Raw genomic sequence first — 16,757 nt, forward strand, 5'->3', positions numbered from 1 at the left:
ACAGTGGACGGTGTCAACAACGGATCCGTCCCGAGGGGGATGAAGGTCATGGCAGTTCACGATCAACCGCACCGGCACGTGGGATTCCGTCTCCCGTCCCTGCGCAGGGCCCGGACGGCCGAGGCGGCGGCCGATGCCACGGCGACGAGCGCCTATGTCTTCGCCGGGCTGCGGCTGCTGACCGGGTTCATCTTCCTGTGGGCGTTCCTCGACAAGACGTTCGGCTTCGGTTACGCCACCCAGTCCGGCAACGGCTGGATCGACGGCGGCTCGCCCACCAAGGGCTTCCTCAGCGGGGTCGCGGCCGGTCCGATGGAGTCGACGTTCCACGACTGGGCCGGGGACACCTGGGCGGACTGGCTGTTCATGCTCGGTCTGCTCGGCATCGGTGTCGCCCTGATCCTCGGTATCGGCCTTCGCCTGGCCGCCTTCGCGGGCACGCTGATGATGGCGCTGATGTGGATCGCGGAGTGGCCGCCCGCCAAGCACCTCTCCGACGGGTCGCCGAGCATGTCGACCAACCCGTTCGCCGAGTACCACGTCGTGTACGCCGTCGTTCTGATCGCTCTGGCCGCCGTTGGCGCTGGCGCGGTCTGGGGACTCGGCAAGGCATGGGCCCGGCTGTCGTTCGTCAGCCGCAACCCCTGGCTGCGGTGAACCCAGGGGCCGTTGGGCCGGTCGGGTCCCGGCCGGGGACCAAGCGGCCCCTGCAGCAGCGACACCCAAGATCCGACGCTGGTAACAGATCCCCGATCAGGAGGCAGAACCATGGTCCGCACTGTTGTCGCAGGTCTCGACGGCTCGTCCGAAAGCCGGGCCGCGGCCGAGTGGGCGGCCCGCGAGGCGAAACTGCGCGGCCTGCCGTTGAAGATCGTCCATGTCTGGGAGCCCGTTCCGGAACCCATGGCCCAGGCCCCGCTCCTCGGTGCCGAAACCCAGCAGCACTGGAGCGAGCGGGTGCCGCGCGAGGCAGCCGAGGGGATCAGGCTGCGCCACCCCGGGGTCGAGGTGACCACCGAGCACCTGACCGGAGGGTCGGCCGACACCTTGGTCAAGGCGGCCGCCGACGCGGAATTGCTGGTCCTAGGCTCGCGGGGACTCAGTGGGTTCGGCGGGTTCATGGTCGGCTCGGCCGGTCTCTCCGCTGTGGCGCACGCCGAGCGGCCCGTCGTCCTCGTCCGAGCCGGAGAACAGGCCGCGGACGAGCACGAGCCGGACTCGGTGGGCATCCCGTCCGCAGCCACGCCCTACCGGCCCGTCGTTCTCGGCCTCGACGCGGCGACCCCCGACGACGCGGTGATCGAGTTCGCCTTCGAGGAGGCCGCCCGCCGTGAGACAGGCCTGCGGGTGATCCACGGCTGGAACCTGCCCCCGTACTACGTCTACGGCCTCTCCGCCGACACCCAGCTGCACGACGAAATCGCCCGGCAACAGGCCGCCGTCCTGGCGGAAGCCCTGCGGCCCTGGCGCCAGAAGCACCCGAACGTCGAGGTCACCGAGCAGACCCCGTCCGGTAGCCCCGGCATCCGGTTGGTGGATGCCTCCCGCGAGGCCTCCCTGGTCGTCGTCGGCCGTCGCATCCGCCGCAGCCCGATCGGCGCCCACATCGGCCCCGTCGGCCACGCCGTCCTGCACCACGCCGCGGCCCCCGTCGCGGTCGTTGCCCACAACTGACCTCTATCTCTCATCCCGTTGTGAGGAGTTGACCCAATGAAGGCAGCGGTCGTCCGAGCCTTCGGCGAGCCCCTGGTCATCGAGGATCGCCCCGACCCCGAGCCCGGCCCCGGCCAGGTCCGCATTCGCGTCGAGGCCTCCGGGCTCTGCCACACCGACATCCATGCCGCCCACGGCGACTGGCCCGTCAAGCCCAACCCGCCGTTCATACCCGGCCACGAGGGCGTCGGCCTCGTCGAGAAGCTCGGCGATGGCGTCACCCACCTCAGCGTCGGCCAGCGGGTCGCCGTGCCGTGGCTCGGGAAGGCCTGCGGGCGGTGCGAGCACTGCCTGTCCGGCTGGGAGACGCTGTGCGAGCAGCAGATCAACACCGGGTACGGCTGCGACGGAGGGTACGCCGAGAAGATGCTGGCGTGGGCCGACTTCGCCCAGCCGGTACCGCAGGGTGTCACCGCCGTCGACGCCGCCCCACTGACCTGCGCCGGTGTGACCACGTACAAGGCGCTCAAGGTAGCCGACGTGCGGCCGACCCAGCTTGTCGCGATCTCCGGGGTCGGCGGGCTCGGTCACCTGGCCGTGCAGTACGCGAAGATCGCCGGGGCCACCGTCGCGGCCATCGACGTGACCGACGAGAAGCTCGAACTCGCCGCCGAGCTCGGCGCCGACCTCGTGGTCGACGCCCGCAAGCACGACGTCGGCGAGGTGCTCAAGCGGTACGGCGGCGCCCACGCGGCCATCGCCCTCGCCGTGAACGAGGACGCGTTCACAGCCGTCAACTCGGGGCTGCGACGCGGCGGCAAGCTCGTCATGGTCGCCCTGCCCGCTCACGGCACCGTGCACGTCCCGATCTTCGACACCGTCCTGAACGGGACAAGCGTGATCGGCTCGATCGTCGGCACCCGGCAGGACCTCGCCGAGGTCTTCCAACTGCACGCGGCCGGACGCACCAGGGTCATCTGCGAGACCCGTCCGTTGACCTCTGTCAACGAGTCCATCGAGGACGTTCTGCGCGGCCAGGTCAAGGCTCGCATCGTGTTCGACCTAGGCGTGGGGCGGTGAGGGCGATGGACCTGTCGATCGTGGTCGGCGTGGACGGCTCCGAGCCCAGCCTGCGCGCCACGGACTGGGCGTCCGACGAGGCCGCGCTGCGAGGCGTGCCCCTACGGGTGGTGTACGCCTGCCTCTGGGAGCGCTATGAAGGGGCCGCGCTGGCCAAGGACCTCGGCAAGCCCTCCGCGCAGGCACTGCCCCAGGAGATCACCGGTGCCGCTGTCCGACGGGCGCAAGCCCGGCACCCCGATCTGAAGGTGACGGCCGATGTCGTGTTCGAAGAGCCTGAGTACGCCCTGGTGAGGGAGAGCCGGAACGCCTCCGCGCTGGTAGTCGGCAACCGCGGCCGCAGTGGCCTCGCCGCGGCGCTGCTCGGCTCCGTCAGCCTGACGGTCGCCGCGCACGCCCACTGCCCGGTGATCGTGCTGCGCGGCAGCCACGACAACCAGGCCACGCCCCCGGTCCACGGACGCGTTGTCGTGGGCGTCGGCGAGGAGGCCGAGGACCCGGCCGCCGTGCGCTTCGCCTACGAGGAGGCCCGACGTCGCGGGGTCCCCCTGGAGGCCTTACGGGCCTGGCGGTGCCCCGCGCACGAGACGACCGACCACCCCCTGCTGGCCGACGCACCCGCCCGGCTGCACGAGCAGCACGCCGAGGAGACCCTCTCGGCGGCACTGCGCGATGCCCCAGCGGACGTGGAGCTGCACCGTCGTACCGTCGAGGGCCACGCCCGCCGCGTGCTGGTGGACGCCTCGCACGGCGCCGACCTGCTGATCGTCGGCGCCAAGCGCCGCACCGGACACCTCGGCCTCCAACTCGGCCGCGTAGCCCACGCGGCACTGCACCACTCGGCCTGCCCAGTCGCTGTCGTGCCGCAGCCGACGTGAGCGCCGTGCCCGTCTCGGAGACACGGTCGGCTTCGGCGGGGCCGCGATGCGTGCCACCCGCGGGTTGAGGTGTTCGGTGACCCCTTTGGTGGTGCCGCCCTTGCCCACCATGTCCCGCCCCCCACTCGACGACTTACGGAGTCACCGATGCCCGAGCTCGAACACCAGGACAGCAGCGTTCTGACCGACGACGAGCTGCGCACCCTGGACGCCCACTGGCGGGCCGCCAACTATCTGGCCGCCGGACAGATCTATCTGCTGGCCAACCCGCTGTTGCGGGAGCCGCTGCGGGCGGAGCACATCAAGCCGCGGCTGCTCGGCCACTGGGGCACGTCGCCCGGCCTGAACCTCGTGTATACCCACCTCAACCGCGTGATCAAGAAGCGCGAACTGGACGCCCTGTGCGTGTGGGGCCCGGGGCACGGCGGGCCGTCCGTGCTTGGAGGTGCCTGGCTGGAGGGGTCGTACAGCGAGACCTACCCGGACGTCGGCCGGGACGCGGCCGGCATGGGACGGCTGTTCCGGCAGTTCTCGTTCCCCGGTGGCGTGCCCAGCCACGTGGCGCCGGAGACACCGGGGTCGATCCATGAGGGCGGCGAGCTCGGTTACTCCCTCGCGCACGCCTAGGGCGCCGCCTTCGACAGTCCGAACCTGTTGGTCACCTGTGTGATCGGTGATGGTGAGGCGGAGACCGGCCCGCTTGCCGCCTCCTGGCACTCCGACAAGTTCCTGGACCCGGTCCACGACGGGGCCGTCCTGCCGATCCTGCACCTCAACGGTTACAAGATCGCCAACCCGACCGTGCTGTCCCGCCTGCCCCAGCACGAACTCGACGCCCTGCTGCGCGGCTACGGCCACGAACCCCTCTACGTCACTGGCGACGACCCGGCCACCGTCCACCGCGCCATGGCCCGTGCCATCGACGACGCCCTCGACCGGATCGCCCTGCTCCAGCGCACGGCCCGCGAGGAAGGCATCGGCGAGCGCGCGCACTGGCCCATGAGCGTCCTGCGCACTCCCAAGGGCTGGACCGGCCCCGCCGAGGTCGACGGCGTGCCCGTCGAGGGCACGTGGCGCGCGCACCAGGTCCCGCTTGCAGGGGTACGGGAAAACCCGGAGCACCTGCGGCAGCTGGAGGCATGGCTGCGCTCGTACCGTCCCGAGGAACTGTTCGACGCCGACGGCCGGCCCGTCGCCGACGTCCTCGCCTGCGTCCCCGAGGGCGCGAGGAGGCTCGGTGCCACCGCTCACGCCAACGGCGGCCTGCTCGTGCGCGAGCTGCCGCTGCCGTCCCTCGACCGCTTCGCGGTGCCGGTCGACAAGCCGGGCACGACCCTGCACGAGCCGACCCGGGTCCTCGGCGACTTCCTGGAACAGGTCATGAAGGACACCCGTTCCCGGAGGGACTTCCGGGTCGTAGGCCCGGACGAGACTGCCTCCAACCGACTTCAGGCCGTCTTCGACGCCAGCGGCAAGGCCTGGCAGGCCGGGACACTGCCGGTCGACGAGCACCCGGACCGGCACGGCCGGGTGATGGAGATCCTCTCCGAGCATCTCTGCCAGGGCTGGCTGGAGGGCTACCTTCTGACCGGCCGGCACGGGCTGTTCTCCTGCTACGAGGCCTTCGTCCACATCGTCGACTCCATGGTCAACCAGCACATCAAGTGGCTGAAGACGTCGAGGGAGCTGCCGTGGCGCGCCCCGATCGCCTCCTTGAACTACCTGCTCACGTCGCACGTCTGGCGCCAGGACCACAACGGCTTCTCCCACCAGGACCCCGGCTTCGTCGACCACGTCCTCAACAAGAGCCCGGAAGTCGTACGGGTCTATCTGCCGCCGGACGCCAACACGCTCCTGTCCGTCGCCGACCATGCCCTGCGCAGCCGCGACTACGTCAACGTGATCGTGGCCGGCAAGCAGCCCTGCTTCGACTGGTTGTCCATGGATGCTGCCCGCGCCCACTGCGCGCGCGGGGCCGGCATCTAGGACTGGGCCGGCACGGAGAACGGCGGCGAACCGGACGTGGTGCTCGCCTGCGCCGGCGACGTGCCCACCCAGGAGGTTCTGGCCGCCGCCCAACTGCTGCGCCGCCACCTGCCAGGCCTGGCCGTGCGCGTGGTGAACGTGGTCGACATGACCCGCTTGATGCCGCGTGAGGAGCATCCGCACGGGATGAGCGACTTCGAGTACGACGGCCTGTTCACCGCGGACAAGCCGGTGATCTTCGCCTACCACGGCTATCCGTGGCTGATCCATCGCCTCGCCTACCGCCGCACCGGCCACCCGAATCTGCACGTACGCGGCTACAAGGAGTCCGGCACCACGACGACACCGTTCGACATGGTCGTCCGCAACGACCTCGACCGCTACCGCCTGGTCATGGACGTCATCGACCGGGTCCCCCGCCTCGCGGTGCGCGCCGCCGCCGTACGGCAGTCGATGGCCGACGCCCGCACCCGCCACCACGCCTGGATCCGGGAGCACGGCACCGACCTGCCGGAGGTCGCGGAGTGGGCCTGGACCGCCTGACCGGGCTCTGCTGCCGACGAGCCTGGCATGCCTGATGCCCCTGCGCCGAGAGGGGCCGGACCGCCTGATCCCCGGCCTTCCCATGAGGGCCGACCGGCCCACCCGGACCGCCCGGTCAGCCCCTGTGGCCGCCGTCAATTCCGCTGGACGCTCGAAGTGAACCAGAAGACCCGAAGGAGTTCCGCGATGACGGACGACGCGCTCAGCCGGCCCACGGTCCACGCCCTGCTCGCGGACGGCACCACCGTGTGCATCCGCCCCGTACGGCAGGGCGACCACGATCAGGTGCATGGGCTGTACGAGGAGATGTCCCCGGAGAATCTGCGCCTGAGGTTCTTCGCAGCGAGCCGCCGCTCCGCAGCGATGGCCGCCGACCGGGCCTGCGCCCAGCCACACCCGGGGCACCGGGCCCTGCTGGCCGAGACCGCAGGCCGGGTGATCGGCCTCGCGGAGTACGACAGCGGCGGCACCGGGGTCACGGCTGAGATCTCCATCGCGGTCGCCGACGGACTGCACCACCGGGGCGTCGGCACCCTGCTCGTGGAGCACCTGGTCTCCGCGGCCCGCGCCGCGGGCATCACCACCTTCACCGCGGACGCGCTCAGCGAGAACCACGAGGTGCTGAAGCTCTTCGCCGACCTCGGCCTGCGCACGGCCCGCCACTTCGAGGGCCCCGAGGTGCGCTGCACCATCGCCCTCGACCAGAGCGACACCTATCTGACGGCCGTGGAGGAACGCGGCCGCGCCGCCGACGTCGTCAGCCTGGAACCGCTGCTGCGGCCGCGGACCGTCGCCGTCGTCGGCGCCGGACGCAAGCCGGGCTCGGTCGGCCGGGCAATCCTGCACCAGCTGCACGCGGGCGGCTACACGGGCCGCCTGTTCGCGGTGAACCCCGCCGCGAGCTCGATCCTCGGCGTGCCGTGCCACTCCTCGGTCGGCGCCCTGCCCAAGACCCCTGACCTCGCGGTCCTCGCCGTACCCGCCGCCGCGATCCCCGGCACCGCCGAGGAATGCGGCAAGGCGGGCGTACGCGCCGTGCTCGTCGTAACCGCCGGCCTGGACGCCGACCAGGCCCGGGCCCTGCTGGCCACCTGCCGTGAGCACGGCATGCGCCTCGTCGGCCCCAACTGCCTCGGCATCTCCAACACCGACCCGGAGCTGCGCCTGGATGCCACGTTCGCCGCCGGTCACCCACGCCCCGGGACGGCGGGCGTCGCCGTGCAGTCCGGCGGCGTCGGCATCGCACTGCTCGACGGGCTGTCCCGGCTCGGCATCGGCGTCTCCTCCTTTGCCTCCCTCGGCGACAAGTACGACGTCAGCGGCAACGACATGCTCCAGTGGTGGGAGAGCGACGGCCGTACCGACCTCGCGCTGCTGCACCTGGAGTCCTTCGGCAGTCCGCGCGCCTTCTCCCGTACCGCGCGCCGTGTGACTCGCCGGATGCCGGTCCTGACCGTCGACGCCGGCCGCACCGAGGCCGGCCGTCGCGCCGCCGCCTCGCACACCGCGGCCGCCGCGACGCGCACCATGACCCGCGGCGCCCTGTTCACCCAGGCGGGCATCACCGCGACGCGCTCGGTGGGCGAACTCCTCGAAGCCGCGGCCCTGATGCATTCCCAGCCGTTGCCCGCGGGACCCCGCGTGGCCATCGTGACCAACGCCGGGGGAGCGGGTGTCCTCGCGGCCGACGCCTGTGCCGAGGTCGGGCTGGAGCTCTCGGCGCCCGGCGCCGAGTTGATCGACGACCTGCTCGACGTGCTGCCCGCGGGCGCCGCCGTCGGCAACCCCGTCGACGCCACCGCCGCCGTCACGGAGGAGCAGCTCGGCGACTGCGTGGACCGGATCATGCGGAGCGGTGGCTTTGACGCCGTCCTCGTGGCTCTCGTCCCCACCGCGGTTGCCGCGGCGACCGGCGACGACCTCGTGCGGGCCATCACCGGCGCGCCCGGCCGTCATCCCAAGCCGATCGTCGTGGTACGGCTCGAACAGGGCCTGCCCGTCGAGCTGTTGCCCGCCGCCGAGGACAGCACCATTCCCTCCTACGCCGAACCCCAGGCGGCTGCCCGGGCGCTGGCCCACGCCGCCCGCCGCACCGCTTGGCTCGCCCGGCCGGCCGGGACCGTCCCTGACCTCGACGGAGTCGAGACGCAGCGCGCCCACGCCGTCGTCGACGCCTACCTCGACCGGCACCCCGACGGCGGCTGGCTGGACCCACGCGAGTGCGCCGAACTCCTTGGCTGCTATGGCATTCCCCAGCTCGCCTGGGCCTGGGCGGACACCGAGGACGACGCAGTCCTCGCCGCCGACCGGCTGCGCGGCGCCGACGGCCGGGTCGTGATGAAGGGGCACTGGCCGGGACTGGTGCACAAAACCGCCGAACACGCCGTCCATCTCGACCTGAGGGGCGACCACCAGGTCCGCGCCGCCTTCCGGGACCTGGAGACCCGGTTCGCCGGCCTGCTGGAAGGCGTCGTCATCCAACCACTCGCCGACCGCGGCACCGAACTGTTCGCTGGCGTCGTCCAGGACCAGGTCTTCGGCCCCCTCGTCCTGTTCGGGCTCGGCGGCACCGCGACCGAGATCCTCGCCGACCACGCGGCCCGGCTCGCCCCGCTCACCGACCACGATGTCCACGACCTGATCACGGCCCCGCGCTGCGCCCCGCTCCTGCTCGGCGCTGGGGGTACCCCCTCTGGGGGAGGCGCCCGGCCCGTCGACCTCCAGAGCCTCGAACAACTTCTGCTGCGGCTGTCCCGCATGGCGAGCGACCTGCCGCAGCTGGCCGAGGCCGACTTCAACCCCGTTCTCGCGACACCGGGCGGAGCCACCGTGCTCGATGCGCGCGTACGCCTGCTGCCCCGCAGGCCCCAGGATCCGTATCTGCGCCGACTCCGCTGAGGAGGAAGAAGCCATGAAGCACAACAAGGTCGGCTCCGTGATGACCACGGAGGTCGTCCGCGCCGAGTACGGCACCCCGTTCAAGGAGGTCGCCAGGATGCTCGGTGACCACCGCATCAGCGGACTGCCGGTCGTCGACGACGACGAGAAGGTCATCGGCGTGATCTCGGAGACGGACCTGATGATCCGGCAGGCCGAGGTCCCCGACCCCTTCGAGCCGAAGAAGCGCTTCCGCCTCGACCGGCTGACCCGTGCCCGGCGCGAGCGGGCCGTGAAGGCCCGGGCCCGCACCGCCGGCCAGCTGATGACCGAGCCGCCGGTCACGGTCCACGCCGACGACACCATCGTCGAGGCCGCCCGGACCATGGCCCAGCACCACATCGAACGGCTGCCCGTCCTGGACGAGGAGCAGCGGCTCGTCGGCATCGTCACCCGCCGCGACCTGCTCCAGGTCTTCCTGCGGCCCGACGCGGCCATCCGCGCCGAGGTCGTCGACGAGGTGCTGGTACGCGCCCTGTGGCTGCCGCCGCGCAGTATCGCCGTCTCCGTGACGGAAGGCGTGGTGACGCTGCTGGGCCAGATGGAACGCAAGAGCGAGACGGAGATCGCCGTCTCGATGACCCGTCAGATCGACGGCGTGGTCGCGGTTGTCGACAAGCTCGACTACCGGCTGGACGACTCGCACGCGCGGCCGGACGAGCAGGCACTGCACGGCATCGCCGACGACTGGCTGCGCAAGCTGTGACGTTGTGAAAGGAGGCGGACCACCATGACCACCAAGGTGCTGATCGCATACGGGACGACGAACGGATCGACCGCGCAGATCGCCGAGGCCGTGGCAGAGGTCCTGCGTAAGGAGGGCCTCACCGCCGAGGCGCTGCCGGCCGGTGCCGTCGAGAGCGTTTCGCCGTACGACGCCGTCGTCGTCGGCGGCGGACTGTACGCCGGACGCTGGCACAAGGACTCCCGCCGGTTCCTCCGCCGACACCGCCGTGAGCTGGCCGAACGTCCGCTATGGCTGTTCAGCAGTGGGCCGCTGGACCCGTCGGCGTCGGAGCGGGACATCCCGCCCGTGCCCGGCCTGAAGCGCGCCATGAACCGGTTCGACACCAGGGGGCACGTCACCTTCGGCGGCTGCCTCCAGGAGGGCGCCAAGGGATGGGTCGCCCGGATGATCATCAAGAACGGAAAGGGCGGCGACTTCCGGGACTTCGCCCAGATCGAGGACTGGGCGCGGACAGTCGCCGACGAACTGGTGGCCAAGGGCTGAGCAAGGCTCAGCAGGTCAGGAACGGTCACGGAAGGCGTGCATCATGTCCCTGTCGTACGAGGGTCCGGGCCGCGTCTCCCGCGTGCGTGCGGGCCGGGCCGCTCTCCACCTGGCCCGCGCCGCCTCCCTGGCGCCTTCACCGCACAACAGCCAGCCGTGGCTCTTCGCCGAGGAGGGCCACGACCACGGCTTCGAGGTGCATGTGCACGGCGGGCGGCGGATGATGCTGACCGACCCGGCGGGCGGGAGGCGGTCATCGCATGCGGAGCCGCCCTGTTCAACGTGCGGATCGCCGTACGCGGGCTGGGCTTCCGGCCCGCCGTCGACCTCCTGCCGGAACCGGGCGACTCAACTACCTGGCCCACGTGGGTTACGCGGCCCATGCCCCGGCCACGCCCGAAGAGACGCGGCTGGCCCGCGCGATGCCCCACCGGCACACCCACCGCGGCCCCTTCGGACCCGAGCCGGTACCCGACACCCTCCTCTACGAACTACGCGACCACGCCCGCACCGAGGGCGCCGACCTGCGGATCATCGACGAACCGGAGCAACTCCGGCTGCTCGCCGACTTCGTGCATGCCGCCGAGGATGTGCCCACGCGCGGATCCGCGCCACGCCGCCGAGATCTTCCGGTCCGTCGGCACGGACGGGGTGCCCGTCGAGGCATGCCGTCACCACCCGGACGCCACGCTGCTCGCCGGCCGTGACTACCTCGGGTTCGCCCGGTACTACGCCCGACCGAGCCGCCGGTGTATCTCACGCACCGGGACCGTCGCCGTGCTGTCCACCCCTCACGAAAGCCGCACCGACTGGCTCCGCTCGGGGCGCAGGTGGTGCTGCGCCTCGGCCGCCCGCCGCGCACATGGTGCACACGGCGCCACCCGCCCGCCGAGGTACTGGTCCACGACGGCGTTCCGGTCCGGTGATGAGCATGACCCGGGCCGGGCGACTGTGCTGGCGCCTGAGGCGCAATCCGCTCAGGCGCCGCAGCTATCTGGTCGAAGCCTGGCTGCTGCTCCTGACCTGGGCACTCGCCATCGTGGCGGCCGTTGTCACGGGTGTCGCGACCGCGTACGCCGTCGAGCGGAACATGGACAGCTGGCGGGCCGAGCGGCGCGCCGTCACTGCAGTGCTCACCGAAGACGCGGACCTGCGCACGTCCGCCAACGAGGGCAGCGACGACGCCCGTGCCTGGGCCACCGTGCGCTGGACCGGGCCGGACGGCACATCCCGGACGGGCGTGACCCGCGTCGAGCCGGGCAGCCAGAGCGGGGACGCGACTCGTGTGTGGCTGAACGCCAAGGGGCAGCTCGTCCCCGAGCCGGCGACCGTCGACCAGGCCGAACTCCAGGGCGCCGTACTGGGCACCGTGGCCGCGGTGAGCGTCGGCGCCATGGTGACGCTCATCGGCTGGGGCGCATGCGCGTGGCTGGACCGGCGGCGGCTGCGGCAGTGGGACACGGAGTGGGCCGAGGTCGGTCCGCGATGGCGACGGAAGGCGGGCTGACGTCCTCAGGACATCCGGCCGCCTTCCGTCGCCATCGGCATCCGAGGTCTCTCAGCAGATCCGCGGCAACTGCTCCCCGAGCGGCATCTCCACGATCCGCCGGGCGCCCACCAGCGTGCGCAGCGTCACCCGCCCGGCAGGCCCGTCCGGCAGCACCTCCCCGATCCGTACCGCTCCCGAACCCTCTCCCACCGACCGCATGGCGCTCAGCGCGTCCTCGGCCGCGTCGGCGGCGACGAACGCGACCAGACACCCCTCGTTGGCGACGACCAGAGGGTCGAGACCGAGCAGATCGCAGGCCGAGGCGACCGGCTTGGGTACCGGCACCGCGCTCTCCTCGATCTCGACGGCGACGGACGAGTCACGGGCGATCTCATTGAGGGAGGCCGCGAGCCCGCCGCGCGTCGGATCGCGCAGCACGTGGACGTCGGCGCCGAGCGGCATCAGGGTGCGCACCAGGCGATGCAGCGGCCGGGTGTCGGAGGCGATGTCGCCCTCGAACCCGAGGCCCTCACGGGTGCTGAGCACGGTCGTGCCGTGCAGCCCGATCGGCCCGGACAGCAGGACCGCGTCGCCAGGGCGAGCCAGCGCGGCCGACGGATGCAGCGAGCCGTGCCGCTGCCCGATGCCGGTCGTGTTGATGAACAGCCGGTCGGCGGCACCGCGCCCCACCACCTTCGTGTCCCCGGTGACCACGGGCACCCCGGCGTCCTGCGCGGCTTTCCCCAACGAGCTCAGGACCGCCCGGAGTTCGGTCAGCGGCAGCCCCTCCTCAACAATGAGGGAGACGGACAGCGCGACCGGCCACGCGCCCCGCATCGCGAGGTCGTTGACCGTGCCGTGGACGGCTAGGGACCCGATGTCCCCGCCGGGGAAGAAGAGCGGGCTGACGACGAAACTGTCGGTGCTGATCACCAGTTCCCGGTAGCCGGGCAGCAGCGCCGCGTCCTCCATGGGGCCCGGGTCGCCGTCCAGGGCGGGCAGGATCACCCGGTCGAGGAGTTCCGCAGTGAGGCGGCCGCCGGCCCCGTGGCCGAGCAGCACTACCTCGTCGTCGTGATGGGGGGTGGGGCATTGGATGGTCATGCCGTGCTCCTCGCAGGAGTGCGTCCGGCCGCGTAGAAGGCGGCACACGTGCCCTCGGACGACACCATGGGCGCCCCCAAGGGATGGCGGGGCGTGCAGCGGGTGCCGTACGCGGCGCAGTCGGTGGGCAGTTTGGCCCCGGTGAGGATGGCGCCGGCGATGCACTCGGCGTCCTCGACGGGACACAGCCCGCCCACGTCGAAGCGGCGGGCGGCATCGAAGCGCCGGTACTTCTCGGCGAGTTCCAGCCCGCTGTCGGGCAGCGCCCCGATGCCCCGCCAGGCCCGGTCGGTGACCCGGAAGACCTCGCGGACCGCGTCCTGCGCCTCGGTGTTGCCGGAGCGCCGCACGGCCCGTACGTACTGGTTCTCCACCTCGAACCGCCCCGACTCCAGCTGCCGTACGGCCATGAGGATGCCCTCCAGCAGGTCCAGCGGCTCGAAGCCGGTGACCACGATCGGCACACGGTACTTCGCGGCGATCGGCTCGTACTCCCGCCAGCCCATCACCGCGCACACATGCCCGGCCGCCAGGAAGGCCTGCACCTCGCAGTCCGGGTCGTCGAGCAGCGCGGTCATCGCGGGCGGGACGAGGACATGGCTGACCAGCATCGAGAAGTTCGTCAGCCGGAGGCGGGCCGCGTGCAGCACGGCCGTCGCGTTGGCAGGTGCGGTCGTCTCGAAGCCGACCGCGAGGAAGACGACCTCCTTGTCGGGGTGCTCGGCGGCCAGGCGCACGGCGTCCATCGGGGCGTAGACCACCCGTACGTCCGCTCCCCGCGCCCGCAGGGAGAGCAGGTCGGTGTCGGTGCCGGGCACGCGCAGCATGTCGCCGAAGCTGGTGAGGATCACGCCGGGCCGGGCGGCGACCGCCATGGCCCGGTCCAGGGTCTCCAGCGGGGTCACGCAGACCGGGCAGCCCGGGCCGTGGATCATCCGCATTCCTGCCGGGAGCAGTTCGTCGATGCCCTGGCGGACGAGGGTGTGGGTCTGGCCGCCGCACACCTCCATGATCCGCCAGGGACGCGTGGCTGTCTGCCGCAGCTCGTCCAGCAGGCGCCGGGCGAGGACGGGATCGCGGTACTCGTCGAGGTACTTCATCGGTGGTGCCGGCCCTTCACCTGTGGGTCAGATCCAGCTGGACGTCGACGACTCCCTCGACGGCCCGAATGGCCCGGGCCACCACGGGAACGAGCCCGCGCTCGGGCATCGAACCGGTCAGCGTGACCACGCCCTCGGTGACCGAGACTCCCAGCTCGGTGGTGACCGGGAGATGGGTGAGCACGCTGCCGCGGATCTCGTCGGCGATCTCGGCGTCGCGCCGCAGGAACACCTTCAGCAGGTCGCTGCGGCTGACGACGCCTTGGAGCAGGCCGACGTCGTCCACGACCGGGAGCCGTTTGACGTGCCGGCGGGCCATGATGCGGGCCGCCTCGGCCAGCGAGGCGTCCGCGTGCACGGTCACCGCCGGGGTGCTCATCAGCTCGCCCGCGGTGAGGGCGCTCGCCTTGAGCCGCTCCCCGACTTCGCTCCCGGATTCGTTGCCGTCGCGGAACTCCTCCTTGGGCAGCAGGTCTGCCTCGGAGACCACTCCGACGACCCGACCCTCTCCGGCCAGCACCGGCAGGGCGCTGACCTTCCACTGGTCCAGCAGCTCGACGATCTCCTTGAAGGGCGCCTCGCTGCCGACGGCGACGACGGTGTGCGTCATCACATCGCTCACGGTGTATGGAGATTCAGGCATGGCAACCTCCCGCATTTCTCTCCTCAGGTACGGACGACCGTCAGGTCGAGGAAGTGGGTAGAGCAGGAGATGCACGGGTCGTGATTGCGGATCGCCCGCTCGCACAGGGCCGTCAGCTCGCCGTCGTCCGGGTCGCCCTCGCCGATCGCCCGCTGGGTCAGCCGCCGCAGGTCGTCCTCGATCGCGCCCTGGTTCTGCGCGGTGGGCGGCACCAGTAGCGCGCTGGTGACGATGCCGTCGGCGTCGAGTTCGTAGCGGTGGTAGAGCAGCCCGCGTGGAGCCTCGGTGGCACCGTGGCCGACGCCCGCGACCGGGGGCACCTCCGTGTACGGGCGTGGGGGAGGCTCGTACGCCTCGATGATCCGCAGCGCCTCCCCGACGGCGTACACCGTCTCCACCGTCCGCACCAGGATCGACCGGAACGGATTACGGCACACAGCACCCGCCCGCGGATCGCCGAGCCCGGCCTCCACGGCCGCCTGCAGCGCCACCGGCGACAGCCGCGGGCCGCTGATCGCGAACCGGGCCAGGGAGCCCGTGAGATGGAGTCGCCCGTCGAGCCGGGAGTGCAGCGCCGTGGAGTGCGGCACGTGTGTCTCGGCAACGTGCTCGGTGAAGTCCCGCACGGGGAACGAGCCCGTGGTCCCGTCGGCCCGCAGGACGGTCGGCGTCCCGCTCTCGATGGCGTACGTGTCCGGCTCGGCCAGCGCCAGCAGGTCGGCCTCGACCCGGGCATCCGGGAACTCGAAGCCCGCGACCCAGCGCACGGTGTCCCACGCGTCGTCGAGCGCCTGCTTCAACTCCTCGGCAATCGGCCGGAGTTCGTCTCTTGCCGGCACCCGGTGGAAGCCGCCGAGGCGGACATTCACAGGGTGCACCGCCCGACCGCCGAGCAGCTCCATCAGCGAGTTGCCCGCCTTCTTCAGCCGGAGCCCCCGCTCGACCTCGGCCCGGTGGGTGCGGGCCAGTTCGATGGCGCTCGCGCGGCCCAGGAAGTCCGGGGCGTGCAGCAGATAGATGTGCAGGGCCTGACTCTCGATCCACTCGCCGCAGTACAGCAGCCGGCGCAGCTCACGGATCACCGGATCGACCGTCACCCCGCACGCGTTCTCGATCGCCGCGCACGCGCTCATCTGGTACGCCACCGGGCAGATCCCGCACACCCGGGCCGTGATGTCCGGCGGCTCGGTGTAGGAACGGCCGCGCAGGAACGCCTCGAAGAACCGCGGCGGTTCATAGATGTTCAGCTGTGCCTCGGTGACCGTGCCGTCGTGGACGTGCAGGCGCAGCGCGCCCTCGCCCTCGACCCGGGACAGCGAGCCGACGTGCAGCAGACGGGAACCACGGTGCGTCACGTCTCCAGCTCCCTCTCGAAGTTCTCGAACGCGGCGGCGTTGAAGGTGTGCAGGAACCGCTCCACGTCGTCCTCGTCGAGGCCGTCGCGGCGCAGCAGCGGGATCAGCGCGGGCAGGTTCACCGACCCGGACGGGCCGAAGCAGCCGAAGCAGCCGCGGTGGTACGCCGGGCACAGCGCACCGCACCCGGCGTGGGTGACCGGGCCGAGGCAGGGCGTGCCATGGGCGACGGTGACGCAGACCGTGCCGCGTCGCTTGCACTCGAAGCACACGCTGTGGTCCGGGATGTCGGGCTTGCGGCCGGCGAGGAACGCGGTGATCACCTCGACGAGCTGCCGCTTGTCGATCGGGCAGCCGCGCAGTTCGAAGTCGACGTCCACATGCGCCGACACGGGCGTGGAGGTGGCCAGAGTCTCGACGTACTCCGGGTGCGCGTACACCACCCGCCGGTACTCGTCGACGTCCGCGAAGTTCCGCAGCGCCTGGATCCCCCCGGCGGTCGCACACGCGCCGATGGTCACCAGATGGCGCGAGGCCGCCCGGATCGCGCGGACGCGCTCGGCGTCCTCGGCCGTGGTGACGGAGCCCTCGACGAGGGACAGGTCGTACGGTCCGGGCTCCACCGCGCTGGAGGCCTCCAGGAAGTGGGCGATCTCCACCTCGCCCGCCAGCGCGAGGAGTTCGTCCTCGCAGTCCAGCAGGGTGAGCTGGCAGCCGTCGCAGGAGGCCAGTTTGAACACGGCAAGCTTGGGGGTCAT

14 protein-coding genes and 2 pseudogenes are annotated in these 16,757 nt (G+C 71.7%); 10 read left to right on the top strand and 6 right to left on the bottom strand.

Going from position 1 to position 16,757, the window contains the following annotated elements; translation table 11 throughout:
• Positions 1-48 precede the first annotated feature (48 nt).
• From EJ357_RS43770 to EJ357_RS43785, 4 genes are all read left to right on the top strand, one after another.
• Positions 49-657 (top strand): DoxX family membrane protein, encoded by a 609-nt coding sequence (locus EJ357_RS43770; RefSeq protein ID WP_126397823.1) that lies wholly within the window; start codon positions 49-51, stop codon positions 655-657.
• A gap of 111 nt (positions 658-768) precedes the next feature.
• Complete coding sequence (locus tag EJ357_RS43775) at positions 769-1,674, top strand: universal stress protein (RefSeq protein WP_126397828.1); 906 nt, start codon at positions 769-771, stop codon at positions 1,672-1,674.
• Between the two features lie 36 nt (positions 1,675-1,710).
• On the top strand, positions 1,711-2,733 hold the full coding sequence (locus EJ357_RS43780) for a zinc-dependent alcohol dehydrogenase (RefSeq protein WP_126397830.1): 1,023 nt from the start codon (positions 1,711-1,713) through the stop codon (positions 2,731-2,733).
• Positions 2,734-2,738: 5 nt separating this feature from the next.
• Positions 2,739-3,611: a universal stress protein gene (locus EJ357_RS43785; RefSeq protein WP_126397832.1), complete on the top strand. Its 873-nt coding sequence runs from the start codon at positions 2,739-2,741 to the stop codon at positions 3,609-3,611.
• A 17-nt stretch (positions 3,612-3,628) separates the two neighbouring features.
• Here the strand turns inward: EJ357_RS43785 and EJ357_RS43790 are convergent.
• Positions 3,629-3,731: pseudogene (locus EJ357_RS43790) on the bottom strand (polyphosphate kinase 2); the annotation flags it as partial.
• 27 nt (positions 3,732-3,758) lie between these two features.
• On the opposite strand from EJ357_RS43790, the pseudogene EJ357_RS43795 reads away from it, so the two are divergent.
• The 6 genes and pseudogenes from EJ357_RS43795 (at position 3,759) to EJ357_RS48715 (ending at position 11,815) form a co-directional block, all read left to right on the top strand.
• Positions 3,759-6,140, top strand: a pseudogene (locus EJ357_RS43795) (phosphoketolase family protein).
• 186 nt (positions 6,141-6,326) lie between these two features.
• Positions 6,327-9,038 (top strand): bifunctional acetate--CoA ligase family protein/GNAT family N-acetyltransferase, encoded by a 2,712-nt coding sequence (locus EJ357_RS43800; RefSeq protein WP_126397834.1) that lies wholly within the window; start codon positions 6,327-6,329, stop codon positions 9,036-9,038.
• A gap of 13 nt (positions 9,039-9,051) precedes the next feature.
• A complete protein-coding gene (locus EJ357_RS43805) occupies positions 9,052-9,783 on the top strand; it encodes a CBS domain-containing protein (protein ID WP_126397836.1) in 732 nt (243 codons plus the stop codon).
• 24 nt (positions 9,784-9,807) lie between these two features.
• On the top strand, positions 9,808-10,308 hold the full coding sequence (locus EJ357_RS43810; protein WP_126397838.1) for a flavodoxin domain-containing protein: 501 nt from the start codon (positions 9,808-9,810) through the stop codon (positions 10,306-10,308).
• 365 nt (positions 10,309-10,673) lie between these two features.
• Positions 10,674-11,015, top strand: coding sequence for a hypothetical protein (locus EJ357_RS48710; protein ID WP_175647746.1), 342 nt, complete (start codon positions 10,674-10,676; stop codon positions 11,013-11,015).
• 218 nt (positions 11,016-11,233) lie between these two features.
• Positions 11,234-11,815, top strand: a complete 582-nt coding sequence (locus EJ357_RS48715) for an Rv1733c family protein (protein WP_175647747.1) — start codon at positions 11,234-11,236, stop codon at positions 11,813-11,815.
• Between the two features lie 51 nt (positions 11,816-11,866).
• On the opposite strand, the gene hypE is transcribed toward EJ357_RS48715, so the two are convergent.
• The 5 genes from hypE to EJ357_RS43840 are packed head-to-tail and all read right to left on the bottom strand — an operon-like array spanning position 11,867 to position 16,757.
• Entirely contained in the window at positions 11,867-12,901 is a 1,035-nt protein-coding gene (gene hypE / locus EJ357_RS43820; protein ID WP_126397840.1) for a hydrogenase expression/formation protein HypE, read from the bottom strand.
• Positions 12,898-14,001: a hydrogenase formation protein HypD gene (hypD, locus tag EJ357_RS43825; protein ID WP_126397842.1), complete on the bottom strand. Its 1,104-nt coding sequence runs from the start codon at positions 13,999-14,001 to the stop codon at positions 12,898-12,900. Before hypD ends, hypE begins: the two co-directional genes overlap by 4 nt.
• A 16-nt stretch (positions 14,002-14,017) precedes the next feature.
• Positions 14,018-14,644, bottom strand: a complete 627-nt coding sequence (locus EJ357_RS43830) for a CBS domain-containing protein (protein WP_126397843.1) — start codon at positions 14,642-14,644, stop codon at positions 14,018-14,020.
• Positions 14,645-14,667: 23 nt separating this feature from the next.
• Positions 14,668-15,999, bottom strand: a complete 1,332-nt coding sequence (locus tag EJ357_RS43835; RefSeq protein ID WP_126397845.1) for a Ni/Fe hydrogenase subunit alpha — start codon at positions 15,997-15,999, stop codon at positions 14,668-14,670.
• Positions 15,996-16,757 carry an NADH-quinone oxidoreductase subunit B family protein gene (locus tag EJ357_RS43840; RefSeq protein WP_126397847.1) on the bottom strand — a complete coding sequence of 254 codons (762 nt, stop codon included), beginning with the start codon at positions 16,755-16,757 and terminating at the stop codon, positions 15,996-15,998. Before EJ357_RS43840 ends, EJ357_RS43835 begins: the two co-directional genes overlap by 4 nt.

The sequence above is a fragment of the Streptomyces cyaneochromogenes genome (assembly GCF_003963535.1).
GTDB classification, from domain to species: domain Bacteria; phylum Actinomycetota; class Actinomycetes; order Streptomycetales; family Streptomycetaceae; genus Streptomyces; species Streptomyces shaanxiensis.